This is a genomic window from Mesorhizobium sp. Pch-S (assembly GCF_004136315.1).
Taxonomy (GTDB): domain Bacteria; phylum Pseudomonadota; class Alphaproteobacteria; order Rhizobiales; family Rhizobiaceae; genus Mesorhizobium.
On the sequence record NZ_CP029562.1, the window covers coordinates 481,697 to 496,419 of the forward strand.

General features: G+C 62.4%; 19 protein-coding genes. 7 read left to right on the plus strand and 12 right to left on the minus strand.

Annotated features, from left to right (window positions below; genetic code table 11):
• Positions 1 to 5 precede the first annotated feature (5 nt).
• Positions 6 to 986 carry a threonine/serine dehydratase gene (locus C1M53_RS02275; RefSeq protein ID WP_129410758.1) on the minus strand — a complete coding sequence of 327 codons (981 nt, stop codon included), beginning with the start codon at positions 984 to 986 and terminating at the stop codon, positions 6 to 8.
• Positions 987 to 1,304: 318 nt separating this feature from the next.
• Here C1M53_RS02275 and C1M53_RS02280 point away from each other — a divergent pair, with 318 nt between their 5' ends.
• On the plus strand, positions 1,305 to 1,754 hold the full coding sequence (locus tag C1M53_RS02280; RefSeq protein WP_129410759.1) for a hypothetical protein: 450 nt from the start codon (positions 1,305 to 1,307) through the stop codon (positions 1,752 to 1,754).
• A gap of 94 nt (positions 1,755 to 1,848) precedes the next feature.
• Here the strand turns inward: C1M53_RS02280 and C1M53_RS02285 are convergent, their stop codons facing one another.
• Positions 1,849 to 2,172, minus strand: coding sequence for a hypothetical protein (locus C1M53_RS02285; RefSeq protein WP_129410760.1), 324 nt, complete (start codon positions 2,170 to 2,172; stop codon positions 1,849 to 1,851).
• A gap of 161 nt (positions 2,173 to 2,333) precedes the next feature.
• Here C1M53_RS02285 and mbfA point away from each other — a divergent pair, with 161 nt between their 5' ends.
• Positions 2,334 to 3,317: an iron exporter MbfA gene (mbfA, locus tag C1M53_RS02290; RefSeq protein WP_129410761.1), complete on the plus strand. Its 984-nt coding sequence runs from the start codon at positions 2,334 to 2,336 to the stop codon at positions 3,315 to 3,317.
• 20 nt (positions 3,318 to 3,337) lie between these two features.
• Here the strand turns inward: mbfA and C1M53_RS02295 are convergent, their stop codons facing one another.
• The 4 genes from C1M53_RS02295 to C1M53_RS02310 form a co-directional block, all read right to left on the minus strand.
• Entirely contained in the window at positions 3,338 to 3,682 is a 345-nt protein-coding gene (locus C1M53_RS02295) for an antibiotic biosynthesis monooxygenase (protein WP_129410762.1), read from the minus strand.
• Entirely contained in the window at positions 3,679 to 4,605 is a 927-nt protein-coding gene (locus C1M53_RS02300; RefSeq protein ID WP_129410763.1) for an alpha/beta fold hydrolase, read from the minus strand. The genes C1M53_RS02295 and C1M53_RS02300 overlap by 4 nt, the downstream gene beginning before the upstream one ends.
• Positions 4,602 to 4,934, minus strand: coding sequence for an NIPSNAP family protein (locus C1M53_RS02305; protein WP_129410764.1), 333 nt, complete (start codon positions 4,932 to 4,934; stop codon positions 4,602 to 4,604). Before C1M53_RS02305 ends, C1M53_RS02300 begins: the two co-directional genes overlap by 4 nt.
• An 83-nt stretch (positions 4,935 to 5,017) precedes the next feature.
• Positions 5,018 to 5,239: a hypothetical protein gene (locus C1M53_RS02310; protein ID WP_129410765.1), complete on the minus strand. Its 222-nt coding sequence runs from the start codon at positions 5,237 to 5,239 to the stop codon at positions 5,018 to 5,020.
• 65 nt (positions 5,240 to 5,304) lie between these two features.
• Between C1M53_RS02310 and C1M53_RS02315 the strand changes: the two genes are divergently transcribed.
• Positions 5,305 to 5,988, plus strand: coding sequence for a winged helix-turn-helix domain-containing protein (locus tag C1M53_RS02315; protein ID WP_129410766.1), 684 nt, complete (start codon positions 5,305 to 5,307; stop codon positions 5,986 to 5,988).
• 7 nt (positions 5,989 to 5,995) lie between these two features.
• Here C1M53_RS02315 and C1M53_RS02320 read toward each other — a convergent pair whose 3' ends face one another.
• Complete coding sequence (locus C1M53_RS02320) at positions 5,996 to 6,490, minus strand: SMI1/KNR4 family protein (protein ID WP_165358019.1); 495 nt, start codon at positions 6,488 to 6,490, stop codon at positions 5,996 to 5,998.
• Between the two features lie 343 nt (positions 6,491 to 6,833).
• Here C1M53_RS02320 and C1M53_RS02325 point away from each other — a divergent pair, with 343 nt between their 5' ends.
• The 3 genes from C1M53_RS02325 to C1M53_RS02335 all read left to right on the plus strand — a co-directional run bounded on the left by C1M53_RS02325 (position 6,834) and on the right by C1M53_RS02335 (position 8,858).
• Positions 6,834 to 6,980, plus strand: coding sequence for a hypothetical protein (locus tag C1M53_RS02325; RefSeq protein WP_129410768.1), 147 nt, complete (start codon positions 6,834 to 6,836; stop codon positions 6,978 to 6,980).
• Between the two features lie 276 nt (positions 6,981 to 7,256).
• Positions 7,257 to 7,607: a YciI family protein gene (locus tag C1M53_RS02330; protein WP_129410769.1), complete on the plus strand. Its 351-nt coding sequence runs from the start codon at positions 7,257 to 7,259 to the stop codon at positions 7,605 to 7,607.
• A 6-nt stretch (positions 7,608 to 7,613) separates the two neighbouring features.
• Positions 7,614 to 8,858: an RNA polymerase sigma factor gene (locus C1M53_RS02335; RefSeq protein ID WP_129410770.1), complete on the plus strand. Its 1,245-nt coding sequence runs from the start codon at positions 7,614 to 7,616 to the stop codon at positions 8,856 to 8,858.
• 26 nt (positions 8,859 to 8,884) lie between these two features.
• On the opposite strand, the gene C1M53_RS02340 is transcribed toward C1M53_RS02335, so the two are convergent.
• The 3 genes from C1M53_RS02340 to C1M53_RS02350 form a co-directional block, all read right to left on the minus strand.
• On the minus strand, positions 8,885 to 9,511 hold the full coding sequence (locus tag C1M53_RS02340; RefSeq protein WP_129410771.1) for a glutathione S-transferase family protein: 627 nt from the start codon (positions 9,509 to 9,511) through the stop codon (positions 8,885 to 8,887).
• Between the two features lie 254 nt (positions 9,512 to 9,765).
• A complete protein-coding gene (gene cysK, locus C1M53_RS02345; protein WP_129410772.1) occupies positions 9,766 to 10,746 on the minus strand; it encodes a cysteine synthase A in 981 nt (326 codons plus the stop codon).
• Between the two features lie 163 nt (positions 10,747 to 10,909).
• Complete coding sequence (locus tag C1M53_RS02350) at positions 10,910 to 11,527, minus strand: LysE family translocator (RefSeq protein ID WP_129410773.1); 618 nt, start codon at positions 11,525 to 11,527, stop codon at positions 10,910 to 10,912.
• Between the two features lie 206 nt (positions 11,528 to 11,733).
• Between C1M53_RS02350 and C1M53_RS02355 the strand changes: the two genes are divergently transcribed.
• On the plus strand, positions 11,734 to 12,990 hold the full coding sequence (locus tag C1M53_RS02355) for an Hsp70 family protein (RefSeq protein WP_129410774.1): 1,257 nt from the start codon (positions 11,734 to 11,736) through the stop codon (positions 12,988 to 12,990).
• 110 nt (positions 12,991 to 13,100) lie between these two features.
• On the opposite strand, the gene C1M53_RS02360 is transcribed toward C1M53_RS02355, so the two are convergent.
• A complete protein-coding gene (locus C1M53_RS02360) occupies positions 13,101 to 14,411 on the minus strand; it encodes a sorbosone dehydrogenase family protein (protein WP_165358309.1) in 1,311 nt (436 codons plus the stop codon).
• A 107-nt stretch (positions 14,412 to 14,518) separates the two neighbouring features.
• A complete protein-coding gene (locus tag C1M53_RS02365) occupies positions 14,519 to 14,713 on the minus strand; it encodes a hypothetical protein (protein WP_129410776.1) in 195 nt (64 codons plus the stop codon).
• Positions 14,714 to 14,723: the final 10 nt, after the last annotated feature.

Consider the following 14,723-nt stretch of genomic DNA (forward strand, 5'->3'; position numbering starts at 1 on the left):
TTGCTCTAGGCTGCAGCGAGGATTTTGGCGTAGGTGCCGAAATCGACATTACCGCCAGAAAGCACCACCGCCACGCATTTGCCGGCGAGATCGATCTCGCCGGAGGACAGCGCGGCAAGACCGACGCAGCCGCCAGGTTCCACCACCAGCTTGAGATAGGCCATGGCATCGCGCATCGCCGCGGCAGTCGCCTTGTCCGACACTGCGATGGATCCGGCAAGGTTCCTGCGGTTGATTTCGAAGGTGATGGCTCCGGGTTCATGGGTGAGAATGGCGTCGCAGATCGAGTCATGGCCCGGGTCATTGCCGACGCGCGCGCCGGCCTCCAGCGAGCGGCGGGTATCGTCGAAATATTCGGGCTCCGCCACCCAGACCGCGGTCTGTGGCGAGGCATCCTTGACCGCGATCGAAATGCCGCTCGACAGGCCTCCGCCACCACAGGGCATGACCACCGCATCGAGGGTCACACCAAGAGCAGTCGCCTGAGCGACGAGCTCCAGTCCGATCGTACCCTGGCCGGCGATGATGGCAGGATCGTCGAAGGGCGGCACCAACGCCATGCCCTGCTCCACCCATGGCCGCACCACCGCCATGCGATCGTCGCGGAAGCGGTCGAAGCGTACCACTTCGGCACCCATGCGCTGCACATTGGCGACCTTGGTTTCCGGTGCATCCGAAGGCATGGCGATCACGCTCTTCAGGCCGAACATGGCCGCAGCAGCCGCGACACCCTGAGCATGGTTGCCGGATGAGAAGGCAACCACCCCGCCGCGACGTTCGTCCTCCGACAGCGAGGAAATCTTATTGTAGGCGCCACGAAATTTGAACGATCCGGTACGCTGCAGCGTTTCAGGCTTGAACAGGATACGGCCACCGAAACGCTCGTTGAGCATGGGAGACTCGATCAACGGTGTTGTCACGATCAAACCTGCCAGGCGTTCGGCGGCGTTGCGGACATCTGCGATCGCGGGAAGCAAAGCTGTCATGGGAACCTGCTCAATCACACATTCGCCGTCATCATGTGCGCGAAGCGTGGGCGAGCGCCAACGAAAAGATGTAACCGTGAAAATGTTCATTCGCCCAGAGCAATTCCAGGAAAAGTGCGTAGCGGTTTTCCATCCGGAATTGCGCAAAACAAAGAGTTAGAGGGTTTCCGCGTTTCCGTGAAAAACGGAAACGCTCTAGTGTCATCGGTTCGTCAGGGACATCGGCGGTGCTCACCGATTGTTTCTGAACCAAGCGAAATCTGACTTGAACAGGAAGGCGCCGCCTGACTTTGTGCGGCGATGAGAGGAGGCCTCCAAATGCGCAAGATCCTTACCCTTTCCACCCTCGCAGTCGCGATGGCCCTGACCAGCCTGCCGCTGACCACGGCCTCGGCCGAAGACCTCAACATCCAGATCGGCCCGGATGGTCCCAAGGTCATCATGCGCGACAAGCGCTGCGACCCCGACCGCGAATATTGCGGCGATCGCCGCCGTTCGGATGAATGGCGCAGCGAAGACGACGGCTATGGCCGCCGTCGCCCGGATGAATGGCGCAGCGACCGCAACGAGCCGGATGAATTCTCGGACCGTCGCCGCGAATGCAGCCCTGACCGCGCCCTCGACAAGGCCGAGCGCATGGGCGTGCGCCGCGCCCGTGTCGTCGGCGTTGGCCGCCGCACGATCGAGGTCCGCGGCATTACCCGCAGCGGCGAACGCGTACGCCTGATCTTCGGTCGTCGCGATCCGCGTTGCCCGCTGATGAGCTGATCAACTCCTGCCATCGCACATGCAAACGGGCGCCAATGGCGCCCGTTTTTGTTTGAATAGCGAAGGTTCAATTCGCCTGTGGCGAACCATGCGCTCAGCCCAAAAGCGTCGGCTTGCGCCTGTTTCCGCCAGCCTTGCGCCAGGAATTGAAGCGATGCGTGGCTGCGGCGAAGGAGATCTTCATCTTCTGCGAAACGGAATAGCGCGATTCACCCTTGTCGAAGAGCCGATAGCAACATTCGACGCCTTCCCCTGTCAGCTTTCCGTCCGACGTCTTGTTGTGCGGATTGGCCGGATCGAACGGCTCGATCTGAGCCGACACCATGTCCTTGAGTCGCGCAAGATCAGCTTCGATCGAGGCAATGAGGTCGAGCACGGGTTTGGGGTCGATGTGTTTCACGCGCTTGGCTGCCGTCATGCAGAAAGTCTCCGGTTTGGTTCCCTGATATATAGGTGAACATTTGCCGATAAAAAGGCATGAAAGAAGCGCCTGCCCGGGGCCGCGACTGCAACACACCCGCTTGACCGGCGGCAGGCTGCGACATAGTTTAGAATTATTCTAAACTAGAGACATCAATCATGCTTTCGCGCGTTTTCGGCTTCGGCCGCCGTCCCTTTTCCTCGCTCTCCGAACAGGAAATCCTGGCGTTGGCCATCTCCTCCGAGGAGGACGACGCCCGCATCTACCGCTCCTACGCCGAAGGGCTGCAGGAGAGCTATCCGCATTCAGCCAGGATGTTCGAGGAGATGGCAGCGGAAGAGGACAAGCATCGCGGTATGCTGATCGAGCTGCATCGCAAGCGTTTCGGCGAGCACATCCCGCTCATCCGCCGCGAGCATGTGAAGGGTTATTACGAACGCAAGCCTGACTGGCTGGTGCGACCGCTCGGCATCGAAAAAGTCCGCCACCAGGCCGAGGAAATGGAGCAGCAGGCGCAACTTTTCTACATCGAGGCAGCCAAACGCACGTCGGACGCTTCCACCCGCAAACTGCTCGGCGATCTCGCCGCCGCAGAGCAGAACCACGAAGACCTCGCCCACAGGCTCGAACAGAAACATGTTCCCGGCGACGTGCGCGACGAGGAAGCCGCGACCGAGCGACGGCAATTCATCCTCACTTACGTGCAGCCCGGCCTGGCAGGGCTGATGGACGGTTCGGTGTCGACGCTGGCGCCGATCTTCGCTGCGGCCTTTGCCACACACGATACCTGGCAGACCTTTCTTGTCGGCCTCTCGGCCTCGATCGGCGCCGGCATCTCGATGGGTTTCACCGAGGCTGCGCATGACGACGGCAAGCTGTCCGGGCGCGGTTCGCCGCTGAAACGCGGCCTTGCCAACGGCATCATGACGTCGCTCGGCGGACTCGGCCACGCCTTGCCTTATCTCATCACGAATTTCTGGACTGCAACTTCCGTTGCTGCGGTGGTCGTGTTCTTCGAACTGTGGGCAATCGCCTTCATCCAGAACCGCTACATGGAAACACCGTTCCTGCGCGCTGCGTTCCAGGTCGTGCTTGGCGGTGCATTGGTGTTCGCGGCGGGCGTGCTGATCGGCAACGCCTGACTGCTGGCGAAACGTGCCGGTCAGCCATGCACGCGCTGGCTGTCGGCCGGCACTTCGGCACGGTCGAACATGCCATAGTCACGGACAACATGGGCAATGCGCAGGCGGTAGTCCGAGAAGACGCCGGCGCGGCCGGCCTTCTGGGCCTGACGGTGATCCTCGCTGTTGCGCCATTGTCTCACCGCATCCTCGTCGCGCCAGAACGAGAGCGACAGGACGCGTGCAGGATCGGTCAAACTCTGGAAGCGCTCGATGGAAATGAAACCGTCGATACCATCGAGCAACGGGCGCAGATCGGCGGCAATACCGAGATAGACCTCACGCCTGCCCTCCGCGGGCGTGACTTCGAAGATGACTGCGATCATGGGTTCGTTTCTCCTGCAAGGAAGCGACCAGCCGTCTCAAACAGTGCCACACGGCCGGTTTCGAGGTGCATCAGATGGGTGCCCTTCGGCAGTTTGCGATCGAGTTTGATGCGGCTGCCCAGGCGCGCCATCAGCCAGGCGGCATCCGCATCGTTCGAAACGCCGTCCCAGGCACCGCGCACGATCAGCGTCGGCACTTTGATCCGTCCAGGATCATAGGCCATCCGACCGGCCCAGGCGGATGCGATGTCAGCCACGGGGCCACCCGGTATCTGGACGGCAGGTGGTGTGCGCGAAGTACTCGCCGGATCGGTGGCAAGGTATGCCGGCCCCCATGACGCAAGTTCCGGCTCGATCAGAACCGGCGGATGCCCCGGTGGCACGTCTTCAACGAAACGCGACAATTGATCGGCTATGGACACCAGCCGCCAGCCCGGGACACTGGCTGTCGCCTGGCCTGGAGCCTCCCGACGGGCGATAGGCCCGAACAGGACCAGACGATCCAGCCTTTCCTGATGCGCCGAAGCATAGAGCCCTGCGACAAGAGTGCCCCAGGAATGGGCGACCAACGAAACCTGCGACCTGCCGGTGGTTGCCAGGACATGCGCAACGACACGGGCCAGTTGCCGGCTGGCTAACGGCGCGCGGCCTCCCGGCAGCCCGCCAGCCGGCGAGCGTGAAAAATAGGCCGGACGGTCGGACCCGCCATAGCCGGCAAAATCGAACGCCCATACGTCAAAACCACGCCGATGCAGATCGTCCATCCAGGAATGGCCGTGAAACCGGTATGCGACCGACAGCGCTGAAGGAAACGTCGCACCATGGACATAGATGACGCTCGGTCCCGACGAGGCAGCACGCCTGACCAGCAATCGAGGCTCACCGGCGCGTCCATCGAGCATGGTGACCCGATCCGATGTCACGGTTTCACCAAAGCTGCATGCGGCGCGGACGCCAGTTTCAGAAAAATCCTGTCCTCCTTGCGGATGAAGTTCTCGCGCCGGGCGAACTCGAAATTGGCTTTGCCGGCTGGATCGACGGCAAGGCGGGCACGATAGGCTTCATAGGCCGCAAGGCTATCGATGTTGTAAAGTGCATAGGCGGTGGAAACCGAGCCCTCATGCGGTGCGAAATAGCCGATCAGGTCCGCGCCACAACGTGGAATAGCCTGCCCCCAGTTACGGGCATACTCCTCGAACGCCGCCTTCCTGAACGGGTCTATTTCGTAGCGGATGAAGCAGGTGATGGTCATGATCTTCTCCTCGGCAGGGGCATGGACACTTTGATCGGCATCGAAATATTGGTCTGAAAATGGGGTTAGACCGGTGGATGTGATCACAGCCGCCAGAACGACTTTGCGCATGCGCGCCTTACGTCCTCAGGTGTCAGGCCGAGATCGGCCAGCTGCCATGTCTCGATATCCGCAAGGTCGAGCCGCTGCAGATAGCGGTCATAGCGGTGCATCAGCAGCGAGAGCAGCCCGCGCGAATTCCAGCGAAAGCGGAACCTGGCATATCCGGCGTCCGCGCGGACAGATTGGAACGGGCTGGTCATCATCGCCTCCTTGAACTGCCATCAGATTAGTGCTTTTCTTGCGGGAATGCTTTGATGGAGATCAAACTATGAAGGACGGACCGGACATCGCCCGTATCGCCAGCCTCGTTGGTGATCCAGCCCGCGCCAACATGCTGACGGCGCTGATGACAGGTTCCGCGCTGACGGCGAGTGAACTGGCGCTGGAGGGTGGCGTGAGCCTGCCGACGGCATCGTCGCACCTGGCCAAGCTGATCGAGGGCGGCTTGCTCACCGTCGCGTCCCAGGGCCGCCACCGTTACTACGGCCTGGCCGGACCTCAGGTGGCTTCCATGCTGGAAGCCATCATGGGGGTGGCGGCGGGTTTCGGGCCGAAGCGAGCGCGCCCCGGCCCGCGTGAACCCGCGATGCGCGAGGCCCGTGTCTGCTACGACCACCTCGCCGGAGAACACGCGGTGAGGATGATGGACACTTTTCTCGCCCGCGACATCCTTGTGCGCGACGGCCAGGAAATCCGCTTCGGCCCGAACGGTCATTCACATTTCACCGCCGTCGGCATCGATGTGGGGAAGCTCGGCCCTTCACGCAGACCAGTCTGCCGCGACTGCCTCGACTGGAGTGTGCGCCGCTCGCACCTGGCCGGGCAACTGGGCGCCGCGATCCTTGACAAGATCCTCGCCGAAAAATGGGCACGCCGTGAAAAGGACAGCCGCGTCGTCACCTTCTCGCCCAAGGGGCGTCAGGCTTTCGACAAGGCATTCCTGGAAATCTAGCAGATCGCTATTTGCGCCGGAGATTCCTGACGAACTCGGTGAACGACGACGCCAGAGGCAGCACATAGCCCCAATCCTTGGAGCTGGCCTCCTCCAAGGTCCAATCGTCATCCTCCGGCGCGAGTTCATGGTCGATCAGGCAGAGCTTCCCCTCGTTGCCGTCATCGAACCGGAAGCAGATCGGATTGCCGCCGTGGTCATTCATGATCCACACCAGATCCCTGTGAAGAGGCCAGGGGGGAAATTTCCGATTGTGCTCCAGCGAATAACGCGAATCCTTATGCAGACCGCCGACGTCCTCCACATATCCGGCCCACACGCCATTGGGGAAATCGAATGAAACTTTTTGCACGCATCTGCCGCCGGCGCAGGTCATGAGGAATGCGCAATAGTCGTCAGGGAGAAAGATCCCTGTCGTTTCCTCGAACCGCTGCAGATCGGCAGGCGCTGCCGCGCGCGCTCCAGCCTGATTGATGGCGTCGACAAAGCGCCAGAGTTCCATTCTCACGTCCCCACAGATCGCGGTTGATGCCCGTAGCGTAGTGAAGACAAAGGCCTTTCCGCAACTGCCAAGGCGACTCGAACAGCGCATATTCCGCAGAGAAGGACCGAAACAGGACCGCGCGTTTTCGAGTCCCAAACGAAAGCCTCTGTGACACGAAAACCACATCGCCCACAAAGGCGTCAAAAGGCGTCAAAACACCGCCAATCCGCCACTTTCCGGCCACGATTCGTAAAGGTTTTGCCCGAAGATTAACATCCCGTTCACCGACTATTCACGCCTTCTCGCTAGGATGCTTTCCAATCGGACGGGGCATCCGAAAATCGGGACAGGGAATAGACGAATGACCATCTGGAGCCAGTTCAAGGGCTACGCCGCCGCCATCCGCGAATTCATCGCGCCGACCTATCGGCCCGAGCGCCATTACATGCGCGGCCCTGGCCCGGCCTGCGCTCGCCGCGCCCATGCGCTCGGCGTGAGTGCGCATTGATGACACTGGAAAGCCGTCACGACAGCCGGGTCGCCCGTCCCGCCTCCGAACACCGCACGACCACCTACCGGCCGCTGCGCCCGGGGATCCCTGCACGCCCTTAAGGTCCCCCTGACCAAAGACGTCCCGATGTTCGAACCGCCGGCCCCTCGCCGGCGGTTTTGTTTTCGGGACGGGTCAAAAAATTTTTGCACAGTGCCTGTCGAAATCGGGCAAGCTCGCGCGACATTCGTGCGGCCAGCAAGGACGCGGCCCTCGAAAACACGGGAGACCATCGTGCAATACATGCTTCTGATCCATGTCGACGAAACGGCCTTCGCCAGGATGACACCCGAAATGCAGGGTGTGATGTCGGAGCCCTACATGGCCTACAACGCCGCACTCGCAAAAGCCGGTGCGATGGTCGCAGGCGAAAGACTGCAGCCATCCAATGTCTCGACGACGGTCAAGGTCCGCGACGGCAAGACTGAAGTGCTGGACGGCCCCTTCGCCACCACCAAGGAGCAGCTCGGCGGTTTCTACCTCATCGAGGCGGCTGATCTCGACGCCGCCCTGTCCTGGGCGGCGCGCTGCCCTGCCGCCAGCCACGGCGTCGTCGAAGTGCGCCCGATCTGGCCAACGCATTGAGCAGCAATGGCCTCGGCCACGGAACAGGCACGGGCGGCGGCTGAAACGGCCGCCCGCCAGAGCTACGGCAAGTTAGTCGCGTTCCTCGCTGCGCGTTCGCGCGACGTTGCCGGCGCCGAGGATGCGCTCGCCGACGCCTTCGCCATGGCGCTGGCGAGATGGCCGCAAACGGGTGTTCCCCAGCACCCGGAAGCCTGGCTTCTCGCGGTGGCGCGCCGCAGGGCCACCGACCAGCATCGCCGGCGCCAGACCCGCGAGGCGGCGCTTCCGCATCTCAAGCTCATCGGCGATGAAATGGAGGAAGAGGCGATGCGCGAGAAGCTGCCCGATGACCGTCTCGGCCTGATCTTTGCCTGCGCCCATCCGGCGATCGACGCGGGCGTGCGTGCGCCGCTCATCCTCCAGACGGTGCTCGGCTTCGACGCTGCCACGATCGCATCCGCATTCCTGATCTCGCCCGCCACGATGGGGCAACGGCTGGTGCGGGCCAAGGCGCGCATCCGGGAAGCGGGCATCCCCTTCCGCATTCCCGAACTGCCCGAATTGCCGCACAGGCTGTCGGCGGTCCTCGAAGCGGTCTACGCCGCCTTTGCCGAAGGCTGGACCGACCCCGCAGGCACGGAAACGCGCCGCCGCAACCTGGCGACCGAAGCGATCTGGCTGTGCCGGCTGGTGACCGAACTGCTGCCGGAAGAACCGGAAGCGCTGTCGCTTCTGGCCCTGATGCTCTACGCCGAGGCCCGCCGCGAAGCACGCCGCTGCAGACAAGGCGATTTCGTTCCCCTGAGCGAGCAGGATATGGCCCTGTGGGATACCAGACTGATCGAGGAAGCAGACACACTGCTGTCTCGCGCAGGCCGTTCATCCCATCTCGGCCGCTACCAGATCGAAGCGGCGATCCACTCGGTCCATGTGGCCCGCCGCCTGACTGGCAGGACCGACTGGGCGGCGATAAGGCAGTTCTACGATGCGCTGGTCCTGGTCGCCGGATCGCCGGTCGTGACGATCAATCGCGCGGTGGCCATCGGCGAGACGGATGGACCGGCGGCCGGGCTGGTCGAACTCGATACCGTCGCCGACGACCGGCGCATCGACGACTACCAGCCCTATTGGGCAGCGCGGGCCGGCCTGCTTGCCCAGCTCGACCGGGCCGATGAAGCGCGACAGGCTTATGAACGGGCGATCGGACTGGAACGCGACGAGGCGGTCCGCCGTTTCCTGGCCGCGAAGAAGGCGATGCTGCTGAACTGAACGACTGCCTTTCGCGCGTAGTCCGGTCAGGCAGGCCACATCTCATGGGGACCGTTGAGCGCGGCCAGCATCGGATCGGCGCGCAACCTGGCGCATACCCGCTCGACATTCGGCCAGGCCGCGCGCGCCTTGTCCATATCCGGATACCAGCACACCAGCATGAGCATATAGACATCGGCGATGGTCCGGCTGTCCCCGACAAGCCAGTCGCGTCCTGCGAGGGCGCTGTCCAGGATGGTCATCTCCTTGTCCATCTCGACAACGGCCGCCTGCTTGACCGCGTCGAGGCCGGCAGAGTCGGTGGTCGAACGATGCGGGTAGTAGTAGCGCAGGTTGGCCATGTAGATGGCGGTCGCCATGAAAGCCATCCAGCGCAGGAAGTCCGCCCTGCCCGGTTCGCCGGCAACCGGACCAAGCCCCCTTCCGGGATGCAGCTCGGCAAGCAGAAGCGAGATAGCCGCTGTCTCGGGAACGGCATGACCGTCCGGCAGAACCAGCACCGGCACCTGGTGCATCGGACTGATCTTGAGAAATTCCGGATCGGGCTCCGGCGTCTTCGGCACGTCGATCTGCTCGAATGCAACGCCGGCCAGCTTGAGCGCCGCCTCGATCACGAACCCGCCCGAACCCGGACGCGTGTAGAGCTTATGCATTGTCAGTCATTTCCTCCCCGGCTCTGATTCCCAGAGCGCTTCCGTTTTCACGGAAACGTGGAAACGCTCCAAGTCTTTGTTTTAGGTGCATTTTCAACGCCAGGTGATTCCACTTGGCTACAAATGCTCTGGCCAGAGAGATTTGACCTTGGCAGGACACTGCCATCAAGCCGCGAGCGCAAGGCCAGGAGGTTTTTCATAAGGACCAGAGAGCGGAAATGTCTTCCCGCTCCGCTGGCCACCGGAGAAAAATCTTACGCGCCAAGCCCTTCGAAGAGCACGGTCGAGAGGTACCGTTCGGCGAAGGACGGGATGACGACGACAAGGTTCTTGCCCTTGTTTTCCGGTCGCGAGCCGACGACGATCGCCGCCTGCAACGCCGCACCCGATGAGATACCAACCGGCACGCCTTCCAGGCGCGCGACGAGGCGGGCATTGGCCACGGCGTCTTCATTGGAGACCTTGACGATCTCGTCATAGATGGTGGTGTCGAGGATCTTCGGCGCAAAGCCTGCGCCAATGCCCTGGATCTTGTGCGGACCGGGCTGCCCGCCTGACAGCACTGGCGACGCTTCAGGCTCGACAGCCACGACATGCAGCGACGGCTTGCGCTTCTTGATCACCTGGCCGACGCCGGTGATGGTGCCGCCGGTGCCGATGCCGGAGACGAAAATGTCGACTTCACCCTTGGTGTCGTTCCAGATCTCCTCGGCAGTCGTCTCACGATGGATCTCGGGATTGGCCGGGTTCTCGAACTGCTGGGGAATGATGGCATCCGGCAGCGACGCCGCCAGCTCATCGGCCTTGGCGATCGCCCCCTTCATGCCTTTAGGGCCTTCGGTCAGAACCAGTTCGGCGCCAAGCAAAGCCAGCATCTTGCGGCGCTCGACCGACATCGTCTCCGGCATGGTGAGGATGAGCTTGTAGCCCTTGGCGGCGGCGGCAAAGGCCAGCGCGATGCCGGTGTTGCCGGAGGTCGGCTCGATCAGCACGGTCTTGCCGGGCGTGATCCTGCCGTCGCGCTCCAGCGCCTCGATCATGGCGACGCCGATGCGATCCTTCACCGAAGCGATCGGGTTGAAGAATTCGAGCTTGGCGAGGAGGTTGGCGACAATGCCCTTTTCCTTCGCGAATTTGTCCAGCCGGACCAAGGGGGTGTCGCCGATGGTCTCGGTGATCGAATTGTAGATGCGGCCGCGGCCGGGAACACGTGCGGAGGATACAGGCTTGTTCATTGATTTTGCTCCCTGAAACGAGGCTGCCTTATGCGGCTTTTCAACGAAGGAAGATAGGCCGCCACCGGACTATATCCGAGCGGGCGGCATGCTGAAAACAACAGGCTGGTGGAACAGTTTTCCTGATTATCCCAAAATCAGGTTCAGCTTTGCGCGAACAATCTCAGGACCGTACGGCAATCGCGGTTGCTGCCCCCACCATGAAACCCGCTGCGGTGCGGTTGAGTGCCTTCAGGGCACGCGGCGAACGCAGGAACCAGCGTGCCTTGGCAGCGAGCGCCAGATACGGCACCAGGACGATGAGAAGCACGGCGGCGGTGATGGCGAGCAGAATTCCATAATCCGCGAAAGTCAGGGACTTCACGTCAACGATGGTCGGTGTGATCGCGAGATAGAAGATCATCGTCTTCGGATTGCCGAGCTGGACAGCCAGGCCGGCCAGCACCGATTGCACGAAACCATCCCGGCCTTTGCGAGCTTCGACGGTCTCCGGCGTGATGCCCGCGGTCCAGAAACTCCAGGCGAGGTAGGCAAGATAAAGCACGCCCAGCCATTTGATGACCAGGAACACGATGCCAAAACTCTGCGCCACCAGCGCCAGACCAAGTACCACGGCGGTCAGATAAGTGAGGTCGCCGGCAACGAGGCCCAGCGACATCGCGAGCGCGGAGCGGAAGCCGGAGCCCAGCGCGCGCGCCACCAGCGCGGTTATGCCGGGGCCGGGAATGGCTGCAGCAACCGCAAGGGCGGCGGAATAGGCGATAAATCCGGCAAGGGTCATCGGGAAAACCTCGAAAACAGCAGCGCTTTATCGCATGGAGCACCAGTCCGTGGAATGGCCCAGCGCTTGGGCCAGCCGCTCACATTTTTCTGAAAGTGCCCGCAAGGCATCGACATTTCATTCCTCGTCCTGTAGGCGCACGGTCCCGCTGCGGCTTGCATCGACAAGGCCGCACCTTTTTTTGCGCAAACATCCAGGACGAGACGATGCGACCGGCTTTCGGCGGCATAGACTTCGGCACTTCCAATTCCACCGTCGGCGTGATCGAGAACGGCAAGCCCCGTCTGGTGGCGCTCGAGGATGGCAATGCGACATTGCCTTCCGCGATCTTCTTCAATTTCGAAGAGGGCAGCACCCTGTTCGGGCGCCATGCCATCGCGGACTACACCGACAGCGTCGAAGGTCGGCTGATGCGTGCCCTGAAGAGCGTGCTGGGATCGTCGCTCGCGCACGAAAAGACCCGTATCCAGGCGCGCACGCTCGCCTTCACCGACATCATCGGCCTGTTCATCGCCCACCTGAAAGCGCGATTGGACAGCCATGCCGGACAGCCGGTAGAGAGTGTCGTGCTGGGCAGACCTGTGCATTTCGTCGACGAAGACGCTGCGGCGGATGCCGAGGCACAGAACCAACTGGAAAAGGCGGCACGCAAGCAGGGTTTCAAGCATATCGATTTCCAGTTCGAGCCGATCGCAGCCGCGCTCGATTACGAACACACGCTGAATCGCGAAGAACTGGCCCTCATCGTCGACATGGGTGGCGGTACGTCGGACTTTTCCATCGTGCGGGTTTCGCCAGAGCGCTCGGCAGCGAGCGACCGCAAGGGTGATATCCTGGCCAATCGGGGTGTCCACATCGGCGGCACCGATTTCGACCGGCTGCTCAGCATCGCCCATGTCATGCCCGAACTCGGCTATCTGACGCCGACGAAGGATGGCAAGCGCAACCTGCCGGCGGGCTATTTCGTCGATCTCGCCACCTGGCAGCGCATCAACCTGCTCTACACCCAGAAGGCCATGCTGGACCTGCGCCAGATACGCTATGAGGCGGCGCGGGCCGATCTCGTCGATCGGCTGATCGAGGTGGTCGAGCATCGGTTCGGGCATGCACTCGCCACCAAGGTGGAGCGGGCCAAGATCGCGCTGACCGACCATGACCAGGCAACGGTAGAGTTGGCGCTGCCCGGCGCGAGTTTCTCAGCGCTTCTGAGCAAGCAAGGCCTGGAGAACACCATCCGCAGCGAAGTCCGGCGCGTCACGCAGACGGTTGCCGATACACTGGCCGATGCAGGCGTGAAGCCGACGGATATCACGGCCGTGTTCCTGACCGGCGGCTCCACCGCCATCCCGCTGGCCAGGCACAGCATCCTGACCCTGGTGCCGGATGCCAAGGTCGTGCAGGGCGACGCCTTCGGTTCGGTCGGTCTCGGCCTCGCGCTCGACGCCCACCGCAAATTCGCCTGAGCGCTCAGTCTAGAGCGTTTCCGTTTTTCACGGAAACGCGGAAACGCTCTAAGTTTTGTTTTCTCCGCATTTTTGTAACGCCAAGTGGTCCCTCCTGGCTACGAAATGCTCTAGCCTTTGTAGGAAACACGCCAGACGGTGCCGTTGCCGTCCTCGGTCACGATCAGCGAACCATCCCTGGCGACGGCGACGCCGACGGGCCGCCCCCATACGGCGTCGTCGGAGATGACAAACCCGGTCATGAAGTCCTCATAGGCGCCGGTCGGCTTGCCGTCCTTGAACAACAGCCGCACCACCTTGTAGCCGGTCGGCATGCCACGGTTCCACGAGCCATGCAGGGCGACAAAAGCATCGCCCTTGTACTCCGCGGGGAATTGCCTGCCTTCATAGAAGGCAATGCCGAGCGGCGCCGAATGCGCCTGGATCAACACATCCGGCACCGTCACCTTGCCGGCGAGGTCGCGGCGGGTGCCGGCATGGCGGGGGTCCTCATTGTCGCCGATGTAGTACCAGGGCCAGCCGTAGAAGGCGCCCTGTTTCACCGAAGTCGCGTATTCGAAGGGTAGATTGTCGCCCAGCGCATCGCGTTCATTGACCACACACCAGGGCTGGCCGGTCGCCGGCTGGACGGTGAGCCCCGAGCAGTTGCGCAGACCGGTGGCGACGCTTCGGCGGTTGCTGCCGTCCGCATCGAAAGCAAAGAGCGCGGCACGGCCACGTTCGTAACCCCATGCCGCTCCGAGCGGCTCGTTAGGGGCCCATGCCTTTGGCCCTCCGGGAGGATCGCCCAGGTCTTCGGCAACGTTGGACGCCGACCCCACAGACAGATAAAGCGTCTTGCCATCTGGTGAAAAAGCGATGTCGCGGGTCCAGTGACCGCCGTCGGGAATGTCCGCGACAACGGTCTCCGGCTTTCCAGAAGCCTTCAGATCGCCGTCCTTGTAAGGAAAGCGCACGATGCTGTCGGTGTTGGCGATGTAGACCCAGCGGGGATTTTCGGACGGGTGGAAGGCAATGCCATAAGGTGAACTCAGGCCTTTGGCGTAAATGGCTTCTTCGGCAGGCTTGGTGCTGCCGTCGCCGGGCCGGTAGAGCCGAACCTGGTCGGCGCGGCTGTCGGCGACGAAGATGTCGCCGTTCGGGGCAACACGGACGGCGCGCGGATTGCTGATGCCAGAAGCGATCAGTTCGGCTGAAAAACCGGCAGGCAGCTTCGGCTCTGCGTTCTTTGGCCGCCGCACCTCGCCAGGGCTGTTGGAAGCGGAATCGGACACATAGGGTCTGGGCAGATCCTGCGGCGTCAGCAGGCGCCGGGTGCCGGGCTTGTCGGCGCGCCAGCCGCCGAAGGCAGCCTCCCCTTTCAGAACCTCGGACTGCTGGGCGAGAGCCAGAGACACAGGCGCTACGAAGAACGGAACCAGCAAGGCTGCAACGGCACGTTTCACATCATCCTCCTTCGCCCACCAAGGGGAAGATAGGATGGGAGACGCATCGGCGCATCACAACTGACCGTGAAAAGATGTAGCCGTCAGGCTTCCGCGCCGAAGCCGGCTTCCAGCCTCTGTTCCAGTTCGACAAGGTCGGCGGGCAGCGGCAGCCCGAGCGCGCGCAGTTCGGAGAATTTCTCGCGCAACTGTTCCTGGATTTCGTGCTCGTCTTCCGGCTGATTGACCATCTCCTGCAGAAGCAGGCTGATGCGGGCCTTGATCTCTTCCAGCGCCATGGTGTTCCCT